The following is a 23,224-nucleotide window of genomic DNA, read 5'->3' on the forward strand; positions in this document are numbered from 1 at the left end:
TAAACCGATTTTTATTATTGTATATTTATTGGACTTATATTTTCACTTTTTTGGTTAATCGTCAAGCGGCCAATAGTATTAGAAAATGATAATAATAAGTAGTGATAAAGGTGTGGGGATATTTATTTTTATAATGAAAAAGGCTGATAAAAATCAGCCTTAATAAAAAAACAGTACAGAATTAAGTATTATTTTTTGCTCATAAAATCAATAGCTGCGCTTATTTCATCATCTGAGCAATCCATGCATGTACCGCGTGGTGGCATTGCATTAAAACCATTAATTGCATGACTTAGAAGCGTGTCAGCGCCTTTCGCTAAGCGTGGAGCCCAGTCATCTGCTGATTTTGGTGCACCAAGTGCGCCAGTACCATGACATGCAAAGCACGCACCTTGGTAAACTTGTTCACCGGTACGAGGACCTGTTGGCACTTCAGCAACTGCTGCTTTATCGCCTTCAAAGTAAACGGCACCTATAGGCGCGATACGTTTTTTGATCGCATCTTCAGTCATAGAGTTATCATATGGCTGTGCGTATGCGGTGGTTGCTAGCAATAATAATGCTGCTGATAGTTTTTTCATTTTGCCTTGCTCACTTCGATTTGAACGTGATCAATCACGATAGATGACGGAATTTAGAACGATTATAACGCTAAGCCGCAATTTATAAAACGCTACGATGTATTTTTCTTATGAAAAAACACTATTTTTTTGCGCCAGCGCAACAAAGCAGCTACTTTAGAATGACTGATTTGCGGTTTTTTTAGCACCTAATTAGCTCATTTTCAAAAGCGCAGCGACTAGTTTTTCAATACCTGCATCAGCATCTAAAATTGATTGCGCTAACATGTAAGCTGGAGTGCTTACGAGTTTATGTTGCTCATCAATTACAATATCATCTACTGCACAATTAATGTGTTGAGCGCCTAAACTTTGTAGTGCGTTGGCAGTATCAACATCATTACCAATAGTGGTTTTTACGCCAGCACTGTAGATCAATGGGATCATTGCTGGAGCAATGCACATATATCCTGCTGGTTTTTTGGCATTCGCAAATGCTTTAGCAGCACGGAGCATTTCAGGGTTTAATTGTGCTTGCGCACCATTGATCGCAAAATCACACAGGTTTTTAGCCGCGCCAAATCCACCAGGCACAATCAAAGCATCAAAGTCATTAGCATCTAACAGTGTTAACGCTTTGATATCGCCACGGGCAATGCGTGCCGCTTCGACTAATACGTTCCGGTTAGGGGTCATTTGTTCCCCATTCAGGTGATTGATCGTGTGCAATTGCTCAATATCAGGGGCAAAACACTGGTAGCTTGCTCCGGCTTTGGCAATATGTAATAACGTTAATACGGCTTCGTTGATTTCTGCACCGTCATAAACTCCACAACCTGCTAAAATTACAGCTATTTTTTTCATATACTATGCCCTTATTTATTATTCATAAAGTCAGTTTAGCATGACTTTTGCTGACTGTTATGGCCTTATTAAGATCATTTTGTGATCATCAATAATGATGAGTTAAAGATTATTTTTATTTGATCAATCCACTCGAGGCAGAGCAAAAACGCGCTATATGCTTTTTTTTAAGTTGGCTAATAGGAAAAAATTATAAAGGATCGCTATGATCTTTGATCCATTGTGATAGAATGCTCGTCCGGTTATTTATAAGGAATGAATTAACCGTTTTTTAGTTGTAAAAAGCCACAATCAAGCAAAGCAATAAAATGTTTTTCCACATTGTGATAAAAATAATAAAAAAAGAACCTCGTATTATCTTTTTAAAACAAAACATACACTTAACTTGTTTCTAAGTAGTTTTAAATTACTTTGGAGGAATAGCTTGTGGGTGTTATCTACATAGTTATCCACAACTTACTCTTATTTAACGGTTTAAACAAAGCTTAATTCACAGTCGTTTTATGCGTGCCCTTATGGCATGCTTACAGATATTTCGTTTTCTCTCATTTAGGATCCAATTACATCATGGCTCAGATCCCTGAAAATCCACTTATTTTAGTCGATGGCTCTTCCTACTTATTCCGTGCATATCATTCACCACCGCATTTAACTAACTCAAAAGGTGAAGCAACAGGCGCTATTTATGGCGTTGTTAACATGATGAAAAGCCTGATCAAACAGTATGATCCAAGCCATATGGTGGTGGTTTTTGATGCTAAAGGTAAAACTTTCCGTAATGATATGTACAGTGAGTACAAAGCCAACCGCCCGCCAATGCCCGATGATTTGCGCACGCAAATAGCGCCACTGCACGATATTATTAGGGCGATGGGTTTTCCGCTTATTAGTATTGAGGGTGTTGAAGCGGATGACGTGATTGGTACATTTGCCCGTATTGCTTCAGAGCAGCAGCGCCATGTATTGATCTCAACCGGTGATAAAGACATGGCTCAGTTAGTGAATGAGCATGTCACTTTGATCAATACCATGACCGACAGTATTTCTGATCCAGACACTGTGGTTGAAAAATTTGGCGTTGGTCCTGAACTGATCATCGATTACTTAGCTTTGATGGGCGATAAAGTAGATAACATCCCAGGTGTCGATGGATGCGGCCCTAAAACGGCGGTTAAGTGGTTACAAAAATACGGATCATTACAAGGTGTGCTTGATCATGCTGATGAGATCAAAGGTAAGATCGGCGAAAAGCTTGCCGCCGCAGTCGATCATTTACCGCTAAGTTATGAACTGGCTACCATTAAATGCGATGTTGAAGTTGAATCAGACTTAGATACCTTTAAATTGCAAGAGCCAAATCGCGATGAACTGATTGCCTTGTATGGCGAGTGTGAGTTCCGTCGCTGGTTAGCTGAGTTATTAGATAATCCAAAAGATGCAGACACTCACTTGGCTGTCCCCAGTGAAGCGAATGAATTACCGCAAGTGGCTGATGCTCACTATGAAACAATCCTGACAACAGAGCAATTAGATACTTTAGTCGAGCAATTAAATGCCGCTGAACTATTTGCCTTTGATACTGAAACAACCAGCCTTGATTACATGCAAGCTAAACTTGTCGGGATGAGTTTTGCTGTTAAAGCTGGCGAAGCCGTGTATTTACCGGTTGCCCATGATTATCCTGGCGCGCCCGAACAGTTAAGTTTAGAGACGGTGATGGCGAAGATCGGGCCAATTTTAGCTGATGAAAACAAAGCAAAAGTTGGTCAAAATTTAAAATATGATAAGAGTGTATTGGCTAATGCCGGTTTTGAGCTAAAGGGTATTAAATTCGATACTATGCTTGAATCTTACGTATTTAATAGTGTTGGTACTCGCCATGATATGGACTCGTTGGCGCTAAAATATTTAGGCCATAAAAATATCAGTTTTGAAGACATTGCTGGTAAAGGTAAAAAGCAGCTGACATTTAATCAAATCGAACTTGATAAAGCGGCACCTTATGCCGCAGAAGATGCGGATATTACGCTTCGTTTACACCAAGTATTATGGCCGAAACTTGCAGCCGATGAAAAGCTTAAATCGGTATTTGAAGATATAGAGATGCCGCTTGTCAGCGTTATTTCAGATATTGAGCGTACCGGTGTTGCGATTGATAGCAAAATGCTTGCCGCGCACAGCCAGCGTTTGGGTGAGCGTTTAATTGAGCTGGAAAAAGAAGCGCATGAGATTGCTGGTGAACCATTTAACTTAAGCTCACCAAAGCAATTACAAGTATTGTTGTTTGAAAAACTTGAACTGCCAGTTATTAAAAAAACGCCAAAAGGCGCACCTTCTACAGCTGAAGAAGTACTACAAGAGTTGGCTCACGATTACCCGCTGCCTAAAGTTATTATTGAGCACCGAGGTTTATCTAAGCTTAAATCAACCTACACTGATAAATTACCACTGATAGTGAATGAGCAAACGAAGCGTGTGCATACTTCTTATCATCAAGCGGTAACGGCAACTGGCCGATTAAGTTCAAGCGATCCTAATCTGCAAAATATTCCTATTCGTTCAGAAGAAGGACGCCGTATTCGTGAGGCTTTTATTGCTGCAGATGGCTATAAAATAGTGGCTGCCGATTACAGCCAAATCGAACTACGTATCATGGCGCACTTATCGCAAGATAAAGGCTTGTTAAATGCGTTTGCCAATGGTCTTGATGTACACAGTGCAACTGCTGCGGAAGTGTTTGGTGTTGAGTTAGAAGATGTAACCACGGATATGCGCCGTAAAGCTAAAGCGGTTAACTTTGGTTTAATTTATGGGATGTCGGCATTTGGTTTGGCACGTCAACTTGATGTTCCGCGCCATGAAGCGCAACATTACATTGATAAGTATTTTGAACGTTTCCCTGGTGTGCTTGAGTACATGGAATCAACCCGTGAGAAAGCTGCTGAAAATGGCTATGTTGAAACTATTTTTGGTCGTCGCTTACATTTACCAGAGATCAACGCCCGTAATGGCGCGCGCCGTAAAGGAGCCGAACGTGCTGCGATTAATGCACCAATGCAAGGCACCGCTGCTGATATCATCAAAAAAGCCATGCTAACAGTCAACAAATGGGTGTATGAACAAGCACCGAATACGGTTAAATTACTGATGCAAGTACACGATGAATTGGTATTTGAAATCAAAACTGAGTGTGTTGAGCAATACACCGCAGAAATTTGCCGGTTAATGTCTGATGCTGCGAAATTAGATGTGCCATTAGTGGTTGAAGCTGATAGCGGAGATAATTGGCAACAAGCCCATTAATCACTGAGCTTTTTAAATCATATAAGCGCGGCTGCATTGAGTGAAGCCGCGCTTTTTTATGTCTGTGAATAGGGTAGTCAGTTTTTTTTAAAAGGTGGCCATTCGGCTACTTTCTTAACGCTATAGTAGGTCACTCATTTAATGCAATGGATATAACACTAAAAACCGTCGCTTTTGATTTGTGGTTAAATGCTCATCAAGTAGCTGGGTAATTTTTTGCTCTGCTTGTTGTGGCTCATAGTGTTGCTTTAACTGTTTAATTTGTTGTGTGAGTTGCTCACTCAATGTTTGCCATTGCCGGCGCTGTTGCTCTAGAGCGATTAACCTTGTTGCCGCAGCATCGCCAAATTCCGCTGCTAGTTGATTGTAGTCTTGTTGTTGCAGGGCATCTTTTAGCTCAGTGTTTAAAGCTTTTAGATCGTTACTAGGTTTAAGTGCCTGGGTAATACGCTCAGGTTGCTCGCCCTCTAAATTAGATAACAATTGTTGCTTTAATTCATCACTAATATGGTTGTTCTGATTAATTTCAAGCTTGGCAATTGTATAGTGCTGCCACTCATTATCATCGTTAAATAAAAGATTAATTTCAGCTGCATTGAAGTAGCGTTGTTGAAAAGCGATCATTGCAATTAATTGTTCGCTTAGCGGCAAATGAGCGAGTTGTTGCTGCAGCTCTGCCAGCGCTATTTTAAAGCTGAGGTAGCGATTAAATAGCTCACTATTGATTTCGCATGCAGCTAACTTCTCGCACTGTTCTAGAGCCTGCGAAGCACTAAACTCACCGGACTCTTGGCTAGCTAAAATAACGTGTTCAAAAATGCTATCGATTGCCATCGGTTGATCGATATGTGGTGGCGTTGCACTTGTAAGCTTATCGTCGCTGAGTAAAAAAATCATAGCTGTGCTAGTGATAGATATCACTAACACTAAAATGAGCAACTGCTTCATTGTTTATAAGCCTAATTTTTTCAAGCGATTAGCATGTTGACGGTAGACTGTCAGTGGATCGGTTGTAAATAAATGATGAAAGCCAATCAGTTGATTCACTTCATCAAGGTGATTCATGCGGTAATTATCTTTTAATACATAACCTAAATGGCTACTACAACGAGAGACTAAGCCATCGTCATCGCCTGGGATCAGTATTGCAGTGATCGCCAGTGCTGCATCTGATGGGTCAAATATATTTGTTAAAGTTCGAGTGCCACTCCAAGAAAAGTAATATACGCCATTACTGGCATACATAGGTCCTTGCTGGCATTGCTCAGCAGGTAGGCCTTCTGGATATTTTTGATTAAAGGCCAGCGCGCCCTCAGTGGTTAAGCTCTCCAGTGCACCAAGCGCATCTTGTGGTAACTGACTATTGTCAGAGAGTAATGCGATTAACCCGCCAAATGCATCAAAGGCTGTTTTAGCTATACCTTCTAGCTTAGATCCAGGAGTCAGTCCTTGGCGCACCACATCAGCAACAGGGCTACCAAAATTAACACCGCCAACACTGGTCGCTGAGGCAACTAAGTCGGGGCGTAGTGAGGCAACATAGCGAATACTTTGCGCACCTTGACTATGACCAATGAGATTTACTTTTGTTGCACCAGTTAGTGCAATAATCTGTTCAACTTGCTGTAGTAACTGCTCGCCTCGTTGTTCAGAACTATTCAGCGAGGATACGGCCGTGACGAAAACCTGTGCGCCATCACGACTGAGGCTTGCTGGTACCCGATAAAAATAATCGACACCTAATACATCGTCAAAACCCATCAAGCCATGTGCTAATACAATTGGGTATTTAGTTTGGGTATAGCCTGCATTAGCGCTATTACTGAAGATAAATAGCAGGCAGCATAAGTATAGAGTGGTTATTTTTTTCATGATCAGTGCTCTTTTATTGTGTGTGTTTGATCACGCTTTGAACTGCTGTTTACAGACAAAGTGTGTGGATTTTTTATTCTAATTAGTTAATAGAGCAAATTTTGAGCTGAAATTCAATGTTAATATTAAGTTAAATTAACATGCAATTTGTAGTATTAGTTATATGTTTATCAATTCGACTAGTTAGTACCTGTATTTAGTTTATTTATCATGGTTAGTTTGGTAAAGTCCGCGTCGTCCTCATCCTGTAGGACATCCTGTTGATGATGCACTCGAAAGGGTGCTCGTATTGATAGCTTCTCCCCAGTTTGCTATACCGGCCCAGCATTAATTTGTTGGGTCGTTTTTTTGTCTCTGTTATTTATTATGCTATTGATTGCACTTCATAGAACAAGTGATACCATTGAATCTCATTTTCATTTTGAAAGGAATGCGTGATGGTTAAATCAATTGCGATATTAGGTCTTTCGTTATCAAGCCTATTAGTCTCTGGTGTTGCCTGTGCTGACTGGCAGGTTAACAATGATCAAAGCAAAGTAAGTTTTGTGTCTATTAAGTCAAATAGTATTGCTGAAGTGCATCACTTCAAAAATGTGTCAGGTAGTTTAGCTGAAAATGGCTCTTTATCAGTCGATATTGATCTGAGCTCAGTTGAAACGATGATCCCTATTCGTAATGAACGCATGACCAAGTTGTTATTTGAAACAGCGAAGTTTCCAACCGCAACCATAACAGCTAATTTAAGCAAGCAATTAAAAGCGCTTAAGCCTGGCCAACATGTATTTAAAGGTATTAGTGCTGAACTTGATTTTCATGGTGCTAAGAAAGAGATTACAGTGGATGTTATCGCCAACTTGTCATCGCAAGGGGATATCAGCGTTTCATCAATGAGCCCAATTATCATTAATGGCGCAGACTTTGCTGTCATTGATGGCATTATGCAATTGCAAAAGTTAGCAGGTTTACCATCGATAGCAACGGCAGTACCTGTTAGTTTTTCATTAACGATGAACAAGCTTAAATAATGCACTCTTTGAATGAGCTTGCCACTGCACTTGAGCAGCCAAGCAAGCCATTTTCTCAATGGCAGCCGCAGCATTGTGGCGAGCTGCCAATTATCATCAATCAGCAAGGTGAGTGGTTATACGGTGGCAGTAAAATTACTCGTATCGCTATGGTTAAGCTGTTTGCCTCAGTTCTTTGCAAAGAGCAGGATACTTTTTACTTAAAAACACCAATCGAAAAAATAGCTATTACTGTCCATGATGCTCCCTTTATAATCGTTAATTGGCGCTTTGAAATGACAGAGCAAGGGCAAGTGTTATGTTGTGTGGATAATTTACAGCGAACTTGGCTAGTAACCTGCGAACAACCTTTAGTAGTACAAGATTATCAGGGCAATAATGTGCCGTATTTACAGTTACCGTATGGCTGTAGTGCTCGGGTATCAAGAAGTGTGTTTTATCAGTGGGCAGAAATAGCACAAGCTGATAAGCAAGGCTATTTCATTCAATCTGCGGGTCAGCGTTTTTACTTAAACGTGTGATTAAGCATCTGATTCAGGCGTTTGTTCAACATCAGTAGGTGGTATTGCAACAATTGGCCCTAGGAACCATTCATCTAATTTCTTAGCAACTTCAGGTAATCCTGTGCCTTTTAAAGATGAAAACGCATGAACGGTAATATCACCTTCTAAGCTGCTTAACTCGCGACGAACTTGCAGCACCTGTGCTTTACGTGCACCTTGCTTTAGTTTGTCGGCTTTAGTTAATAGCGCCAATACTGGAATTTCACTACCAATTGCCCAATTAATTAAATCGCGGTCTAAATCTTTAAGAGGATGACGAATATCCATTAAGATCACGATACCTTTTAAACTTTGACGTTTTTGCAGGTACTCACCTAATGACTTTTGCCATTTCTTTTTCATTTCGATCGGTACCTTAGCAAAACCATAGCCAGGTAAATCGATTAGGCGCATATCATCAACATCGGCTAATTCAAATGTGTTGATCAGTTGCGTACGACCAGGGGTTTTACTAGTACGTGCCAGCTTTTGGTCAGTTAATGCATTAAGAGCACTAGACTTACCGGCGTTGGAGCGGCCAGCAAAGGCAACTTCAATTCCCGTATCAGCAGGCAATTTAGTGATATCTGGAGCGCTGGTAACGAACGACGCAGTGTTATATTTGATACGAGATTTGAGCACAGGCTCTCCTAGAAACTTAATTAAGTATTACAGCGAGTAAACTTTACTTAATTAAAGTTCACTTAAGGGGCGCATTTTATACTATTACTACACTATTAAAAAGCGGATTTAGACTAAGATAGCAGCCTAAAATCAACTAAAATGATACGGCCAAAGCTTAATCTAGGTCAAAACCCTATAATTTATAAGTTTAATATGAGTAGAAAACGTGCCAGAGAATTTATTATCGTGTAGAATATGTAAATCACAACATCCATATTGTAGATGATACAGGGTCGGAAACAGAGAATTCACCATGAAAAAAATAGCACTATCTTTAACTATATTGCTTGGTGCGTTGTCAGCAAGCAACGCAACAGCATTTGATGGCGATGTAAACGCAGGTAAAGAAAAATCAGCAACGTGTGCGGCTTGTCACGGCCCAGACGGTAACGCGCCGGTTAATATCTACCCAAAACTTGCAGGCCAACACGCGGATTATATTTATAAGCAACTTACTGAATTGAAGTTAGGTATGACTTCAGGTGGTAAAGAGGGTCGTATGGATCCAGTCATGAGCGCGATGGCAATGCCATTGAACGATCAAGACATGAAAGATTTGGCTGCTTATTTTTCGTCACTTAACATGTCAGAGGGTGCAACACCTAAAGATATCGTTGACGTTGGCGCCATGCTTTATAAAGCAGGTGACGCAGAACGTGGTATTCCAGCATGCGCAGCATGTCATGGCCCACGTGGTAATGGCTCATCATTAGCTAAGTTTCCAAAAATTTCTTTTCAACATCCAGAATACATCAAGTCACAACTTGAGAAATTCCGTGATGGTGTGCGTCATAATGATTTAAATGGCATGATGCAAGATATTGCCACCAAGCTAACAGACAAAGATATCGAAGTGCTTTCTAAGTACTTAGGTGGACTACACTAAAGTAGTATAGATTAGTTTTATTATTAATCCTAAAATCTATAGTGGTTACAAAAAGCAGCGTAAGCTGCTTTTTTTGTATTTGTGTTTTGTCGATATTACCTCTTTCCTTGTAAGACATTGACCATGCCTTGCTGTAAGCTAAATCCTATTTTTATTTTTGTTTTTATCATAACTTATTGTAATTTAATGTTTTGGTTATGTTGCAATTTGTATTGCGTAAGAAAAATTATATAAATTAGTTGTAACAAAATTATTAATGCGTAAATTAACCCTTGTCGCTGAAACAATAAGAACAAAATGGACTAAACTACACGGAAAGTAGTGTGACGTGATTATCGGGGATAAGACATCGGTTGATGTCACCGAAGGAATATTAAAAAAGAGTCAATGAAGACCGAGAATAATAAAATCTCACGGAAGTTTAAAATAAAAACAAAATGGAATGCTACACGGAAGGTAAAAATAATAACAACATGGAACAACAAAAATAATAACAATAATAAAGACTAAAAAGTCGAAGGGAGAAGTGTCCAGTTAAATGGCGCTCAGATTAGCAGGCGGTAGAGATGTTTTCTCTACCGCCTTTTTATTTGTCCTGTTACAATAGCCATCGTTTATACTTAAATGTATAGAAAGTGCGCAAGTAGTCGAGTTACCCAACCTCAATCCGCACAAACCGAATTCTTCTGGCAAGGCCAGCATCGCAACGCCAAAATGCGCGTTGCTCAAAACCTCTTAAGTGAGATGATCAAGATATGAGTAGAACTAAAAAGTCACGTAAAATCCCGTCTAACGGTCCTGTTCGTTTAAGCAAAGATAAGCTTAAAGAAATGCGTGCATTGAAAGAACAACGCGTTAAAAAGACCAAAGGTGCAAAGCCCGGTTCACGTAATTCGATAGACGCTTTACAGCCTGAGAGTAATAGTAATCAGCAACATAAAGACAAACGTGTTGGTAGTAAAAAACCAATCCCTTTAATTGCCGTTGCAGTTGAACCAGTTATTGAGCTTAAACGTAACTTGAAGCCACAAGTTGAACTGAAAAAAGTAGTTCAGCCTGAGCTTTCACCAGAGCAAGAATTAGAAGCGCTAGAAAATGACGAGCGCTTATTGAAGCTGGTTGAGTTACATGAAAGTGGCCAGTTATTAACAGGTAAAGATGCAAAATACTTCAACAGCCGTATTGCACGTCATCAAGTGTTATGTGAATTGCTTGGTATTGAAGACGAAGCTGACGATTTTGATGATGAAGAGTTTAGCGAAGAAGCTAATAGTGACTTTGATCATTACTTGTCGAATGATTTAGCCAATGAATGGTTAGATGACGAGGACGATAAATAATGAACATAATGATCTTGGCTCTGTGTGTTGGCGCTGTGATCATTGCGGGGCTGGCATTTTATGCTGGCCAATTACTGTATAAACTCAGTGCGCAAAAAAAACTGATCGCGAAAGAGCAGGTAAAGCAGCAAGCTAAGTTAGCTAAGTCGCGCTTAGAGCGTAATGCCAAGCTCGCAGACAGCATTCATTTAATCGCCCGTGCTATGCACCAAGAGCAATGTGAGTTCTCAGAAGGGTGTTTGCGTATTTGGGTGCTAATGTCGCAATACAGCTTTGAGGATGACGAAGACCTTCCAGGGCGTTATCCAGGCATATTTGCGATGTATGAAGTGGTAAAAGAAATGCCAACTCATGACGCTCGTAAAAAATATTCGAAAAAAGAAATATTTAAACAAGACAGCGCTCGCTGGCGTGCTGAAGAAACTCATGCAGAGCAAATTAAAGCTGACTGTGAGAAAATCATTGAAGAGTTTAAAGCAGCCCCTGGTAGCGAAAACGTGGTGTTTAACTAATTTTACAGTATCAATAAAAAAAGCAGACCTCGGTCTGCTTTTTTTATGCTTGTGCACTCAGATTAAATTACCCGAGAGAACCGAGTCGCGTTAATCTGTTTTTGTAAATGAGCATCAAAACACATACAAATGATACGAATAAACAAATTGCCGCGTGCTGTGACGGTTATTAAGTCTGCATCGATAGTCACCATGCCATCTGCTATTAGTGGCTCAAGAGCTTGCAGTGAGCTGGCAAAGTAATCTTTAAAGTCGAGTTGATAGGTATTAGCAATACTTTGCATATTCAGTTCAAAGTGGCAAATAAGCTGTTTGATCACATCAGCGCGAATAACGTCATCATTATCAAGTTTCATACCTTTGCTGATTGCACTGCCAAGCTGATTATCAATCGCGTGATAGTAATGCTTTAACTCTTTTTGATTTTGCAAAATAGCAGTGCCAATTTGTGAAATTGATGACACCCCTAAACCCAGCAAATCACAGTCTCCATGAGTGGTGTAGCCTTGAAAATTACGATGTAATTGCTGACTATTTTGTGCAATAGCTAACTCATTACTGGTTTTTGCAAAGTGATCCATACCAATAAACTGATAACCTGCGTTACTCATTTGTTCTAAGGTATTCTTAAACATGGTGAGCTTATCGTGAGCGCTAGGTAAATCTGCATCCTTAATTTTTCGCTGAGCGGCAAAGCGATCCGGTAAGTGCGCGTAATTAAATACCGATACACGATCAGGACTAAGGGCAATTAATTGCTCAATAGTCTCTTTAAAGCTCTCAGGGGTTTGCAGTGGTAAGCCATAAATCATATCTGCATTAATTGATTTGAAGCCGAGTTCACGGGCTTCACCAATCAAACTTTTTACTGCATCAGCACTTTGTGGACGGTTAACGGCAAGCTGTACATCATCATTAAAATCTTGAATGCCAAATGATACACGGTTAAAGCCAAGGCTACGCAAGTGGCTGAGCATGTCAGTTGCCAGTGAGCGAGGGTCTATTTCAATACCACGCTCTGCATCGGGAGCAAACTTAAAGTGCAGCTCAAGTAGCGCGATTAAACGGCTCATTTGGCTGGTTGTTAAAAAAGTGGGCGTGCCACCGCCTAAATGCAGTTGCTGTACTTGATAGCTATCAAATAGCAGCGCTTGAGCGATGATTTCTTTTTCAAGATAATCTAGGTATAAGTCAGCTTTTGATTGATGGCGGGTTATTACTTTGTTACAGCCACAGTAATAGCAAAGCTGACTGCAAAACGGAATGTGGATATATAAAGATAAGCTGCGACTGTTTGATGAGTTAATTGCACTGATCAAGTCTTGTTGTTGATAGCCATCATTAAACGACAATGCTGTGGGGTAGGAGGTGTATCTTGGTCCAGACACATTGTACTTATTTATTAAGCTTTGATCCCATTTGGGTAAATTAATCATCACGCGCACCTTTTATATCATTTTCGTTAGTATAAAAAGGATGCGTCGAGGGAATATTGATCTACAACAAAAAAGAGTGCCGGAGCACTCTTTTGCTTATCAATATTGGCTTACTTAAGCTTAAACTGATTAACGGTTTTATTTAGTAAGCTGGCAAGCTCGTTAAGGTCCCTGGCTTCATCAGCAAGCTCAAGGGCATGATCTGCAGTGCTGTTCACTAAGTGATTAATTGCCGCTAAACTATTATTTATATCTTCGGCAACCACCGTTTGTTGCTCGGTTGAGGTGGCAATGTGATGACTTTGATCTTGTACTTTAGTCACTGAGTCAGCAATGTTTTGCAATGCATCTAGTACTTCTTGCGTTTGCGTAACCGAGCTTTGCGCGCGCTCTTGTCCTTGTTGCATCATAGTTGAAGCTTGCTGTGCAATTTGCTGTAAGCGTGAGATCATGTTGCGAATATCATCAGTTGACTCTTGTGTGCGACTGGCCAACGAGCGAACTTCATCGGCTACGACCGCAAAGCCACGGCCTTGCTCACCAGCACGGGCGGCTTCAATTGCAGCGTTCAGCGCCAGCAAATTGGTTTGCTCTGCAATGGAATTGATCACATCAACTACGGCGCCGATGTTACCACTTTCTTGCTCTAGGCCTGCGACCACTTTAGCAGCTTCGCCAATATGGTCAGCTAAGGCGGTCATCACGCTTTGTGCATTTTGCGAGCGAGTGGCGCCATCTGCAGTGATCTGTTGGACTTCCTCAGCTGCATTGTTGGTGTGTTGTGCATTACGGGAGATCTCCATAACCGTGGTCGCCATTTCGGTTACTGCAGCGCTAACACTATCAACCTGCTGTTTTTCTTGTTGAATTTCGTCATTAGTTTGTTGCGAAACCGATTTTAATTGTGCCGCCGCATCGGTAAGTTGTTCAGCCTGTACTGCGGTATTAAGCATCATAACGCGTAATTTATCGATAAAGGTATTCATATGATGAGCTAACTGGCCAACTTCATCTTTGCTATCAATAGTAATTTTTTGGGTTAAATCGCCATCCCCAGAAGCAATATCGCGCATAATATGGGTTAAGGTGATGATCGGTTGTGAGATCATCTGTGTGGCCCACAAAATCATTGCGATGATGATTAATAAAATAATAACGACCGAGCTGGTGGTGGTCATGACCGCGTCATTTACTGGCTCATCAATCATAGTGCGTGGCACTAAAATACCCACGTACCAGTTTAAATAAGGATGCTCTAATTGTAAGCGGTTATAAACCACAAAGTACTCTTGCCCTTGCAAGGTTACTTTGGCATCACCAGCGACGTTATTTTTCATTTGCTGGTTGAGCGCACTGAAGCCTTGCGTGTCGCTAAATTGTTTTTCAAGTACTTCTAAGCCTTCTTTACCGTTAGGGCCTTCATCGGTGATTGAAAGTTTATGGTTGGTACGTTTTGAGAAATGCACCACTTTTTGGTCGCCATCGAGTAAAAAGCCAAAACCTTGACCGTTAAAACGAATATCTTCGACCATTTTATTGATTTTATTCAGTTGTAAATCTACGCCACCAAAACCAATTAGTTCGCGTTGCTTATTATAAACAGGCTGTTGCACAACCGCAGAGGCATTACCTGTGGTTAAATCAACTGAAATGGGCCCGACATATAAACGGTTAATTTTTAATGCATCTTGCCACCAACCACGTTTATAAGCGTAATACGGCTGGCCATTATAGTGGGTAGTACGTTCATGCTCTTTAAAATATTCACCGGTTTTGGCGGAGGCAAAAAATGCCGAGAGAATATTTTCATCATTGCTACTAATGCGTATAAAGTCTTGATTTACTTCGTCGTAGCCTAGCGCACCTTGGAGTGTTTGGTCGCGTTTATCCCATGCGTCAAACCAGTTAACGAGATGAGGATTATTCACAAAAGTTTCTACAACTTTGCCATATTGAGCAAAATAGCTCTGCATTGACAGCTGTTCACTTTGTAAGTAGCTGTATGCTTCGCGTTCAATACTTTGACGAGACAAGGCGGCTATATGGTTCACAAAGTAAGCCGAGGCAATAAGTAACAGCACACTGATAGTGCCACCAATTAATAACAGGATTTTTTTTCGTAATGATAGATTTCGTAACATAAGTGCACACATTCTTATTATTTAGTAGAGTAAGCACTCTTATCTAATCATATCTTTATCTTAATCGCTATTGTGTGCGATGAGAGAAGTGAACAAATTTCTATTTAATTGTAAGAGGAATGTTGCGTGGCGGGTACAAATAAAGACCAATTAATAGTATTGGGCGCAGGTTGGTTGGGTCAGCCATTGTGCTTACAACAGCTTGCAAAAGGCTGGGATGTTCAAGGCACTCATCGTAGCGCTGAGCATCAACATGCTTTTCAGCGCCAGTTAGTATTTGCAGATCAGCAATTAGTTCATCAACTAGATTTATATAATGCGTGGTGGGTGTGTGCTATACCACCACGTAGTCGCCACGCTGATAGCCATTATTTAGCCACGTTAAAATTAGCCATTGAACTGGCAGGCACCATGAATGCAAAAGGTTTTTTGTTGTGTTCATCAACGGCTGTTTATGATCAAGATAATCTAACCTATACAGAGCAAAGTGAGATTAAAGTAAGTACTGCACGCCAACAGCCATTAATTGATGCTGAGCAACTGGTATTAAATGCGGGTGGAAAAGTACTTAGACTCGGTGGTTTAATTGGGCCAGAGCGAGAGCCTGGGCGTTTTGTGGCAGGCAAAGAACTACAAAGTTCGAGCAACCAAACCGTTAATATGGTGCAGCAACAAGATGTTATTAATGCGATTGTTAGTGTGTTGGAGAATTGGCAAGTTGCAGCGCCAATTTACAATGTCGTCAATCCAGCTCATCCAAGCAAAGCAGATTACTATCAGCAAAAATGCCAGCAATACGGAACAACCCCTCCTACATTTACGAGTGACGAAAGCGCCGAACGCATCATTGATGGTTCGGCTATTGAATCACTTGGTTTTAACTATCAGTTTGCTATTTAAAACGACGGTAATACGCCTTTAGGTAATAAATTACACAACTCACCTTGTTGTAATAATAAATTAGCTGCTTCGATATCTGGGCCAAAATAACGGTCTTTATCGTAGTAGCTCACTTTTGTGCGCAGTGTTGCTTTAGCTTGTTCAACTTTGGCTGATGCCTGCAATGGCTTTCTAAATTCTAACCCTTGCGCAGATGCCAACCATTCAATTGCCAGTACGCCTTGCGTGTTATCAGCCATTTCTTGCAGACGACGTGCTGCAAAAGTTGCCATAGAAACATGGTCTTCTTGGTTCGCTGAAGTTGGTAAGCTATCCACAGAAGCAGGGTGCGCCAATGATTTATTTTCAGACGCTAATGCTGCTGCGGTTACTTGTGCAATCATAAAGCCTGAATTAACGCCGCCGTTTTCAACTAAGAAAGGTGGCAACTTTGATAAGTTTGAATCAATCAGTAACGCAATACGGCGCTCAGCTAGTGCACCAATTTCGGCAATCGCTAATGCTAAATTGTCGGCTGCCATAGCCACAGGCTCGGCGTGGAAGTTACCTCCCGAAATAATATCGCCTACATCAGCAAATACTAATGGGTTGTCGGTTACACCATTAGATTCACACAACAACACTTCGGCGGCTTGGCGAATTTGCGTTAAACATGCACCAAGTACTTGTGGCTGACAGCGTAGGCAATACGGGTCTTGTACTTTTTCACAATCCACATGAGCTTCGCTGATCTGTGAATGTTCACCGAGCATGTCGCGAAACATTGCCGCGGTATCGATTTGACCAAGTTGGCCACGAATTTCATGAATACGTGCATCAAATGGCGAGCGACTTCCCATTGCAGCTTCAATACTAATTGAGCCAATCGCGCAGCTTTGTGCATATAAATCTTCAGCCCGAAATAGACCTTGAAGCGCAAATGCGGTAGAGGCTTGAGTGCCATTTAACAAAGCCAAGCCTTCTTTAGCGGCCAGTGTTAATGGCTCAAGACCGGCTATTTTAAGACCTTCATTGGCGCTAATGAGTTTACCTTGATAGCGCATTTCGCCTTCGCCGAGCAGTGGTAAACACATATGTGAAAGTGGCGCTAAATCGCCAGATGCACCTACCGAGCCTTTTTTTGGCACGCATGGATAGACTTGTGCAGCAAGTAACTGCATAAAGAATTCGATCACTTTTAGGCGAATGCCAGAAAAGCCACGTGATAATGAATTAATTTTCAATACCATCATCAATCGTACTGTGCTGTCATCCATATAAGCACCGATGCCCGCAGCATGGGAAAGTACAATGGATCGCTGGAGTAACTCTAATTCATGTTCAGCAATTTTAGTATTGGCGAGTAAGCCAAAACCGGTATTAATGCCATATACCGTTCTGTGTTGATCAATCACGTCTTGCACGGTTTGTGCACTGGCTGCTATTTTTATCTCGCTATCTTTGGCGAGCGTTAACGTCACTGGTGATAAATTAATTTGGCGCAGTGTTGCTAAATCGAGCTTTCCAGGTGTTAGGGTGAGTTTAAACATGATTATTCCTTATTTAACATTGGCAGGTCGAGGCCTTGCTCGGTCGCACAATTAATTGCAATATCGTAACCTGCATCCGCGTGGCGCATAACGCCCGTTGCAGGATCATTCCATAATACGCGGCCAACCCGCGCAGCTGCTTCGTCGGTGCCATCAGCAACAATGACTACGCCAGAATGTTGGCTAAAGCCCATACCTACACCACCACCATGATGAAGTGACACCCATGTTGCACCTCCTGCGGTATTCAGTAATGCATTAAGTAATGGCCAATCTGATACTGCATCTGAGCCGTCTTTCATTGCTTCGGTTTCACGGTTTGGACTCGCAACTGAGCCTGAGTCTAAATGGTCACGGCCGATCACAATCGGTGCTTTAAGCTCACCATTTTTGACCATCTCATTAAACGCCAGCGCTAAACGAGCGCGGTCTTTTAAGCCAACCCAGCAAATACGAGCAGGTAAGCCCTGGAATTGAATACGTTCACGAGCCATATCAAGCCAGTTATGTAAGTGTTTGTCGTCAGGAATAAGCTCTTTCACTTTTGCGTCGGTTTTATAAATATCTTCAGGATCGCCTGATAATGCCACCCAACGGAATGGACCAATTCCTTCGCAAAATAATGGACGAATATAAGCTGGCACAAAACCTGGGAAATCAAAGGCATTTGTTACGCCTTCGTCAAATGCCATTTGACGAATGTTATTGCCGTAGTCAGTTGTTGCAGCACCAGCTTGTTGTAGTGCTAACATTGCGTTGACTTGCACAGCCATAGATTGCTTAGCTGCTTTGACAACCGCTTGTGGTTCTTGTTCACGCATTTTAGCCGCGTGTTGCATGCTCCAACCTTGCGGTAAATAGCCATTCAACGGGTCGTGAGCAGAGGTTTGATCGGTCACTACATCGGGAGTAATAGCTCGGTTAACAAGCTCACTAAATACATCAGCGGCATTACCAAGTAAGCCGACTGACAGCGCTTCGCCTTTGCCACACGCCTCGTTGATAAGCTCCAGTGCATGATCTAAATCGGTTGCTTTAACATCCACATAGCGGGTTTTGATCCGAAAATCGATACGCGTTTCATCGCATTCAACTACGAGTGCGCTAAATCCCGCCATGGTTGCCGCAAGTGGCTGCGCGCCGCCCATACCGCCTAAGCCACCGGTTAGCACCCACTTTCCAGCAGCGTCACCATTAAAATGTTGTTTTGCCATTGCTACAAAGGTTTCGTAGGTACCTTGTACTATGCCTTGTGATCCAATGTAGATCCATGATCCCGCAGTCATTTGCCCATACATCATCAAACCAAGTTTATCGAGCTCGTTAAAATGCTCCCAATTAGCCCAGTGAGGTACTAAGTTTGAGTTGGCAATTAATACTCGCGGTGCATTACTGTGAGTTTTAAATACCCCAACAGGTTTGCCTGATTGTACGAGTAGCGTTTCGTCGTCTTCGAGTCTGTCGAGAGTTTCGATGATTTTATCAAAGCAAGGCCAATCACGCGCTGCACGACCAATCCCACCGTACACAACTAAAGCATGTGGATGTTCGGCTACTTCAGGATCTAAATTATTCATTAACATGCGCTTAGCTGCTTCGGTGAGCCAGCTCTTAGCGCTGATTTTATCGCCGTGTGGGGCGCGAATAACGCGAGATTCATCAAGTCTGTTGTTCATAGATTACTCCTGTTGTATATACAAGCTTATTGGTTTCAAAAAATACGCTGTGAAGCGCATCATTTTGATTTTTATATTCTTTCTAATGTTATTTTTTACATATTACTTTTTAAAAGTTAAATGTCCGCCTAAGCGATACTTACTACCCGGTGATACTAAACGGGCAAAACTAACAATCCCAGATGATGACCAAGTACGCCTAATCACCTGTAAGCATGGCTCTTCATGGTATAAATTAAGCCATTGGCACATTTCGCTGTTAGGCATTATTGCTTCTACCGTATGGCGCGCTTCAGTTAATGGTGCGACGCTCGATAAATATTCGTGCGGAGTTAACGCAGTAAAATCTTGTTGAAGGTAGCTTGTTGCTAGGGCCGGGTTAACAAAGCGCTCCTCAACTTGCAGTGGCTGTTCGTTTTCGTTATGCACTAATACACTGCGATACACCACGCTATCTACTTCAACACCCAGTGCAATCGCAATTGGCGCAATGGCGCTGATAGATTCAAGCACTAATACTGTACAGCTGTAATTGCCGTTACGGGCTTTGACTTCATCTGCTATATTTTTAATTTCAAGCAATGATGATTGTGATTTAAAACTGGCAACAAACGTGCCTAAACCTTGGCTACGAGTAAGAATACCTGCTTCGGTTAATTCGCTTAACGCTCGGCGCGCAGTCATTCGACTAACACTAAATTGTTCGGCCAATTCATTTTCAGAAGCCACACGTTGGTTTTCAAGCCATGCGCCGCTGCGGATATTATCAACAATAAATTGCTTTATTTGTGCGAACTTAGGTGTCGTCATTAAATTATTATGGTCTTTTAAATTTACTATTAACTATAAGATGGCATATTTACCTTGTATATACAAGATGACTTGTTAGACTGAGAAAAAATAATTTTCGGAGTTAATATGACAACAATCACTGCAAATGATCCGGCTAATGACTGGGATTTATTGATCACCGATGCCAATATCGCAACTATGGATTGCAGTATTGCAGCACCTTATGGCGCCATCGAAAATGCAGCGCTGGCAATCCGTAAAGGTGTCATTGTGTGGTTGGGTAAACAGGCCGATTTACCTAAATTCGACGTATTAGCAACGCCGATGCTTTCAGCAAAAGGGCAGTGGCTAACACCTGGTTTAATTGATTGTCATACCCACTTAGTGTTTGCCGGCTCAAGAGCTGAAGAGTTTGAACAGCGTTTACAAGGTGTTAGTTACGAGCAAATAGCAGCGCAAGGTGGGGGGATCGCTAGTACGGTAGCAGCCACACGAGCTGCGGATCATGAGGCTTTATTTGTGCTCGCGAAGGATCGTCTCAATGCCCTCTATGCCGAGGGAGTGAGTACCGTTGAGATCAAATCTGGTTACGGACTTGATTGCGAAAATGAAGTTAAAATCCTCGAAGTGGCACGTTTGTTAGGTGAAAATCACCCAATTGATGTAAAAACGACATTTTTGGGGGCGCATGCCCTACCTTTGGAATATAAAGGTCGCAGTGATGAGTATATCGATCTGGTTTGTAATGAGATGCTTGAGCAAGTGGTCACTGCAAATTTAGCCGATGCTGTCGATGTGTTTTGCGAAAATGTTGGTTTTAGTAATGAGCAAACTCGACGAGTTTTTAATGCCGCAAAAAAACATAATTTGCCAGTGAAATGTCATGCTGAACAGCTTTCAAATCAGCAAGGAGCACAATTAGTCGCTGAATTTAATGGGTTATCTGCTGATCATATTGAACATTTAGATGAAGCTGGAGTAAAGGCCATGGCTGCAGCAGGCGCTGTGGCGGTATTATTACCCGGGGCATTTTATTTTTTACGCGAAACCAAACAGCCGCCAATTGAGCTATTAAAACAGTATCAAGTACCAATAGCGATTTCGACAGACTTTAATCCAGGTACATCACCCTTGTGTTCTTTGCAATTAATGATGAATATGGGGTGTACTTTATTTCGCTTAACTCCTGAAGAAACTCTCGCCGGAGTTACGCGTAATGCCGCCAAAGCATTGGGTTTAACTGATCGCGGAGTGTTAAAAGTCGGCATGCGTGCCGATATAGCTCATTGGCAAATATCCCACCCAGCACAATTAAGTTATCAATTTGGCGTGAATAAACTGTTAAATCTGTGGATTTTGGGTAGACTAAATTAGTCTGTTGTAATGTTGTACTCAAAAAATGATTTTAATCGCGCTATTAACAAATACGGGACTTGAATATTCTGCAGGGAGCGCTTTTTTAAACAATATATTGACGCCTACTTTTTTAGCCGGCGCTATTTTTATGGCGATGATCTGTGCCTTGTGCGTGGTTAAAAAGCCATTACTGCGCTTTAGCTATCTCAGCAATGGGGTACTTGGGCTGGCAGTATTAAGCGGCGGCTTTAACTTTTTGGAGTTACTATTTGCACTGAGTATTGGTTTGCATTTATGGCTGGCATTTTCGCAAAATAAATGGACTATGCTCACTTTGAGCTGTTGCTCAGCACTTGTATTTACGGTGTGCTTAGCGGCTCATTTACTACTTGAGTTACCTCTTTATTTAATTGTACTGGCGAGCATTGTACTGGCTATGTCTGGCTATTTTGATGATGAAGAGCTTGTTGCTGAGGCTGATGACGCAGCGCATATAAATCACTTTATGGAGCCTGCGCCGTTATTAAATCTTCCCGATATTAAGCAGTTACGACAAGGTTATTACGACTGGCGTAAAAACAATCAACAACGAGCTGCGTTGGTGGTTATCCGGTTGGAGGGGTTTGCTCAGGTTAATCAGCATATTGGCCGAGACTTTGGGGATTTACTATTAGCGCAGTCTGCAAACCGTATTAAGCAACTACTGCTTATTGAAGAAGTGATTAATTTAGCTGGGGAACAAAAATTAGCTCACCTTGGTGGCCTTAATTTTGCATTTATATGTAATTTAGCGCAGCAAAAACATCTACATGAGCAATTAATCAATCAAATACTAGGGGCCACCTTGAAGCCGTTTAATGTGGCTAATTGCACTATTAAAGTCAATGCACGGGCCAGTTTCGTTGATTGCGATGAACAAGAAAATAGCTTTGATAATTTAATTTCGTTTGCTTACCTCGCTTTAGATAGCCACCCAAAACAACAAGTGGTGGTGTACCATCAACAAATGAGAATAGAGCAACTAGAACAGCAAGCGCGTTTGCAAGAATTAGCAAATATCGATTTTTCTAGCGAACTTGAACTGTACTTCCAACCCATCATTTGCAATCACGATGAAAAAATTGAATTTTTAGAGTTGTTACTGCGTTGGCAACATCCCAGACAAGGGATTTTATCGGCTAATCGATTTATTGATGATATACGTGTTGCAGGGCTTGCTTATCCATTAGCCACATTTGTTATTGAACGCGCCGCAGAGCTTGCAATGGCACTGCGCATGGAAGGCATAACGATGCCTTTGAGTATCAATTTATTTGGCTCTGAAATGCTAAATGAAGAATTTATCGAATTCCTTGATCACATTTTTATCGAACATCAACTACAAACTGGCGATTTAATTGTCGAGTGTCCACTTAATCTGTTTATGAGTTTAGATGAGCAAGGTAAAGCAATGGTCGCACGCATCAATAGCATTGGTATTAAAGTCTGTGTGGATGGCCTTGGTGATAGCCCTATTTGGCTTGCTAAGTTACCAAATTTAGCCGTTGCATATGTGAAAATAGCGCCTTCATTAACAGCTGATTTCAGTCATCAAAGCCATGTTCGTAGTTTGATAAGTGGTATGGTTGATATGCATAACCAACAAAATGCGAAGGTAATTTGCGAAGGGGTAGAAACACTGGAGCAGCTTAATTTTGTAAAAAGTTTAAACGCCTATGCTGCGCAGGGTTATTACTACAGTCATCCACTGAGCAGTGTTGGCATGATCTCTTGGTTAAAACAATGGCAAATAGAGCATCCGTAATC

At 41.4% G+C, this 23,224-nt stretch carries 19 protein-coding genes; 9 read left to right on the forward strand and 10 right to left on the reverse strand.

Annotation, left to right across the window (positions count from 1 at the left end):
• Positions 1–188: 188 nt before the first annotated feature.
• Entirely contained in the window at positions 189–581 is a 393-nt protein-coding gene (locus tag H5186_RS05475; RefSeq protein WP_149982602.1) for a cytochrome c5 family protein, read from the reverse strand.
• Between the two features lie 192 nt (positions 582–773).
• Positions 774–1,424, reverse strand: coding sequence for an isoprenoid biosynthesis glyoxalase ElbB (gene elbB / locus H5186_RS05480; protein WP_149982603.1), 651 nt, complete (start codon positions 1,422–1,424; stop codon positions 774–776).
• Between the two features lie 567 nt (positions 1,425–1,991).
• On the opposite strand from elbB, the gene polA reads away from it, so the two are divergent.
• On the forward strand, positions 1,992–4,727 hold the full coding sequence (polA, locus tag H5186_RS05485; RefSeq protein WP_182717677.1) for a DNA polymerase I: 2,736 nt from the start codon (positions 1,992–1,994) through the stop codon (positions 4,725–4,727).
• A 138-nt stretch (positions 4,728–4,865) separates the two neighbouring features.
• Here polA and H5186_RS05490 read toward each other — a convergent pair whose 3' ends face one another.
• Together H5186_RS05490 and H5186_RS05495 are read right to left on the reverse strand one after the other, a co-directional pair.
• The gene (locus H5186_RS05490; RefSeq protein WP_182794221.1) at positions 4,866–5,675 is read right to left on the reverse strand and encodes a lipase secretion chaperone; all 810 of its coding nucleotides are present in this window, start codon (positions 5,673–5,675) and stop codon (positions 4,866–4,868) included.
• Positions 5,676–5,678: 3 nt separating this feature from the next.
• Positions 5,679–6,599, reverse strand: a complete 921-nt coding sequence (locus tag H5186_RS05495; protein WP_182794222.1) for a triacylglycerol lipase — start codon at positions 6,597–6,599, stop codon at positions 5,679–5,681.
• Between the two features lie 437 nt (positions 6,600–7,036).
• On the opposite strand from H5186_RS05495, the gene H5186_RS05500 reads away from it, so the two are divergent.
• Positions 7,037–7,624 (forward strand): YceI family protein, encoded by a 588-nt coding sequence (locus tag H5186_RS05500; RefSeq protein ID WP_182717680.1) that lies wholly within the window; start codon positions 7,037–7,039, stop codon positions 7,622–7,624.
• Positions 7,624–8,145 carry a DUF1285 domain-containing protein gene (locus H5186_RS05505; protein ID WP_182717681.1) on the forward strand — a complete coding sequence of 174 codons (522 nt, stop codon included), beginning with the start codon at positions 7,624–7,626 and terminating at the stop codon, positions 8,143–8,145. The genes H5186_RS05500 and H5186_RS05505 overlap by 1 nt, the downstream gene beginning before the upstream one ends.
• On the opposite strand, the gene yihA is transcribed toward H5186_RS05505, so the two are convergent.
• Positions 8,146–8,808: a ribosome biogenesis GTP-binding protein YihA/YsxC gene (yihA, locus tag H5186_RS05510; protein WP_145238434.1), complete on the reverse strand. Its 663-nt coding sequence runs from the start codon at positions 8,806–8,808 to the stop codon at positions 8,146–8,148.
• Positions 8,809–9,103: 295 nt separating this feature from the next.
• On the opposite strand from yihA, the gene H5186_RS05515 reads away from it, so the two are divergent.
• From H5186_RS05515 to H5186_RS05525, 3 genes are all read left to right on the forward strand, one after another.
• On the forward strand, positions 9,104–9,736 hold the full coding sequence (locus H5186_RS05515) for a cytochrome c (protein WP_149982610.1): 633 nt from the start codon (positions 9,104–9,106) through the stop codon (positions 9,734–9,736).
• Between the two features lie 755 nt (positions 9,737–10,491).
• Complete coding sequence (gene yihI / locus H5186_RS05520; RefSeq protein WP_182717682.1) at positions 10,492–11,076, forward strand: Der GTPase-activating protein YihI; 585 nt, start codon at positions 10,492–10,494, stop codon at positions 11,074–11,076.
• Entirely contained in the window at positions 11,076–11,588 is a 513-nt protein-coding gene (locus H5186_RS05525; RefSeq protein ID WP_220491317.1) for a DUF2489 domain-containing protein, read from the forward strand. Before yihI ends, H5186_RS05525 begins: the two co-directional genes overlap by 1 nt.
• Before the next feature lie 62 nt (positions 11,589–11,650).
• On the opposite strand, the gene hemN is transcribed toward H5186_RS05525, so the two are convergent.
• Positions 11,651–13,024: an oxygen-independent coproporphyrinogen III oxidase gene (gene hemN, locus H5186_RS05530; RefSeq protein ID WP_182717683.1), complete on the reverse strand. Its 1,374-nt coding sequence runs from the start codon at positions 13,022–13,024 to the stop codon at positions 11,651–11,653.
• Between the two features lie 110 nt (positions 13,025–13,134).
• Positions 13,135–15,165, reverse strand: a complete 2,031-nt coding sequence (locus H5186_RS05535) for a methyl-accepting chemotaxis protein (RefSeq protein WP_182794223.1) — start codon at positions 15,163–15,165, stop codon at positions 13,135–13,137.
• A 126-nt stretch (positions 15,166–15,291) separates the two neighbouring features.
• Here H5186_RS05535 and H5186_RS05540 point away from each other — a divergent pair, with 126 nt between their 5' ends.
• Positions 15,292–16,065: an NADP-binding protein gene (locus tag H5186_RS05540; protein WP_182760688.1), complete on the forward strand. Its 774-nt coding sequence runs from the start codon at positions 15,292–15,294 to the stop codon at positions 16,063–16,065.
• Here H5186_RS05540 and hutH read toward each other — a convergent pair.
• The 3 genes from hutH to hutC all read right to left on the reverse strand — a co-directional run bounded on the left by hutH (position 16,062) and on the right by hutC (position 20,080).
• Positions 16,062–17,594, reverse strand: coding sequence for a histidine ammonia-lyase (hutH, locus tag H5186_RS05545; RefSeq protein ID WP_182740286.1), 1,533 nt, complete (start codon positions 17,592–17,594; stop codon positions 16,062–16,064). The genes H5186_RS05540 and hutH overlap by 4 nt on opposite strands.
• Before the next feature lie 2 nt (positions 17,595–17,596).
• Positions 17,597–19,270 carry a urocanate hydratase gene (gene hutU / locus H5186_RS05550; RefSeq protein ID WP_182794224.1) on the reverse strand — a complete coding sequence of 558 codons (1,674 nt, stop codon included), beginning with the start codon at positions 19,268–19,270 and terminating at the stop codon, positions 17,597–17,599.
• A 102-nt stretch (positions 19,271–19,372) separates the two neighbouring features.
• Positions 19,373–20,080, reverse strand: coding sequence for a histidine utilization repressor (gene hutC / locus H5186_RS05555; protein WP_149982615.1), 708 nt, complete (start codon positions 20,078–20,080; stop codon positions 19,373–19,375).
• A 108-nt stretch (positions 20,081–20,188) separates the two neighbouring features.
• Here hutC and hutI point away from each other — a divergent pair, with 108 nt between their 5' ends.
• Entirely contained in the window at positions 20,189–21,436 is a 1,248-nt protein-coding gene (gene hutI, locus H5186_RS05560; protein WP_182717687.1) for an imidazolonepropionase, read from the forward strand.
• A gap of 130 nt (positions 21,437–21,566) precedes the next feature.
• The gene (locus tag H5186_RS05565) at positions 21,567–23,222 is read left to right on the forward strand and encodes a GGDEF domain-containing phosphodiesterase (RefSeq protein ID WP_179959215.1); all 1,656 of its coding nucleotides are present in this window, start codon (positions 21,567–21,569) and stop codon (positions 23,220–23,222) included.
• The last annotated feature ends 2 nt before the right edge of the window (positions 23,223–23,224 follow it).

It is taken from the genome of Pseudoalteromonas sp. SG41-2, from assembly GCF_014164535.1.
Lineage (GTDB): Bacteria > Pseudomonadota > Gammaproteobacteria > Enterobacterales > Alteromonadaceae > Pseudoalteromonas > Pseudoalteromonas rhizosphaerae.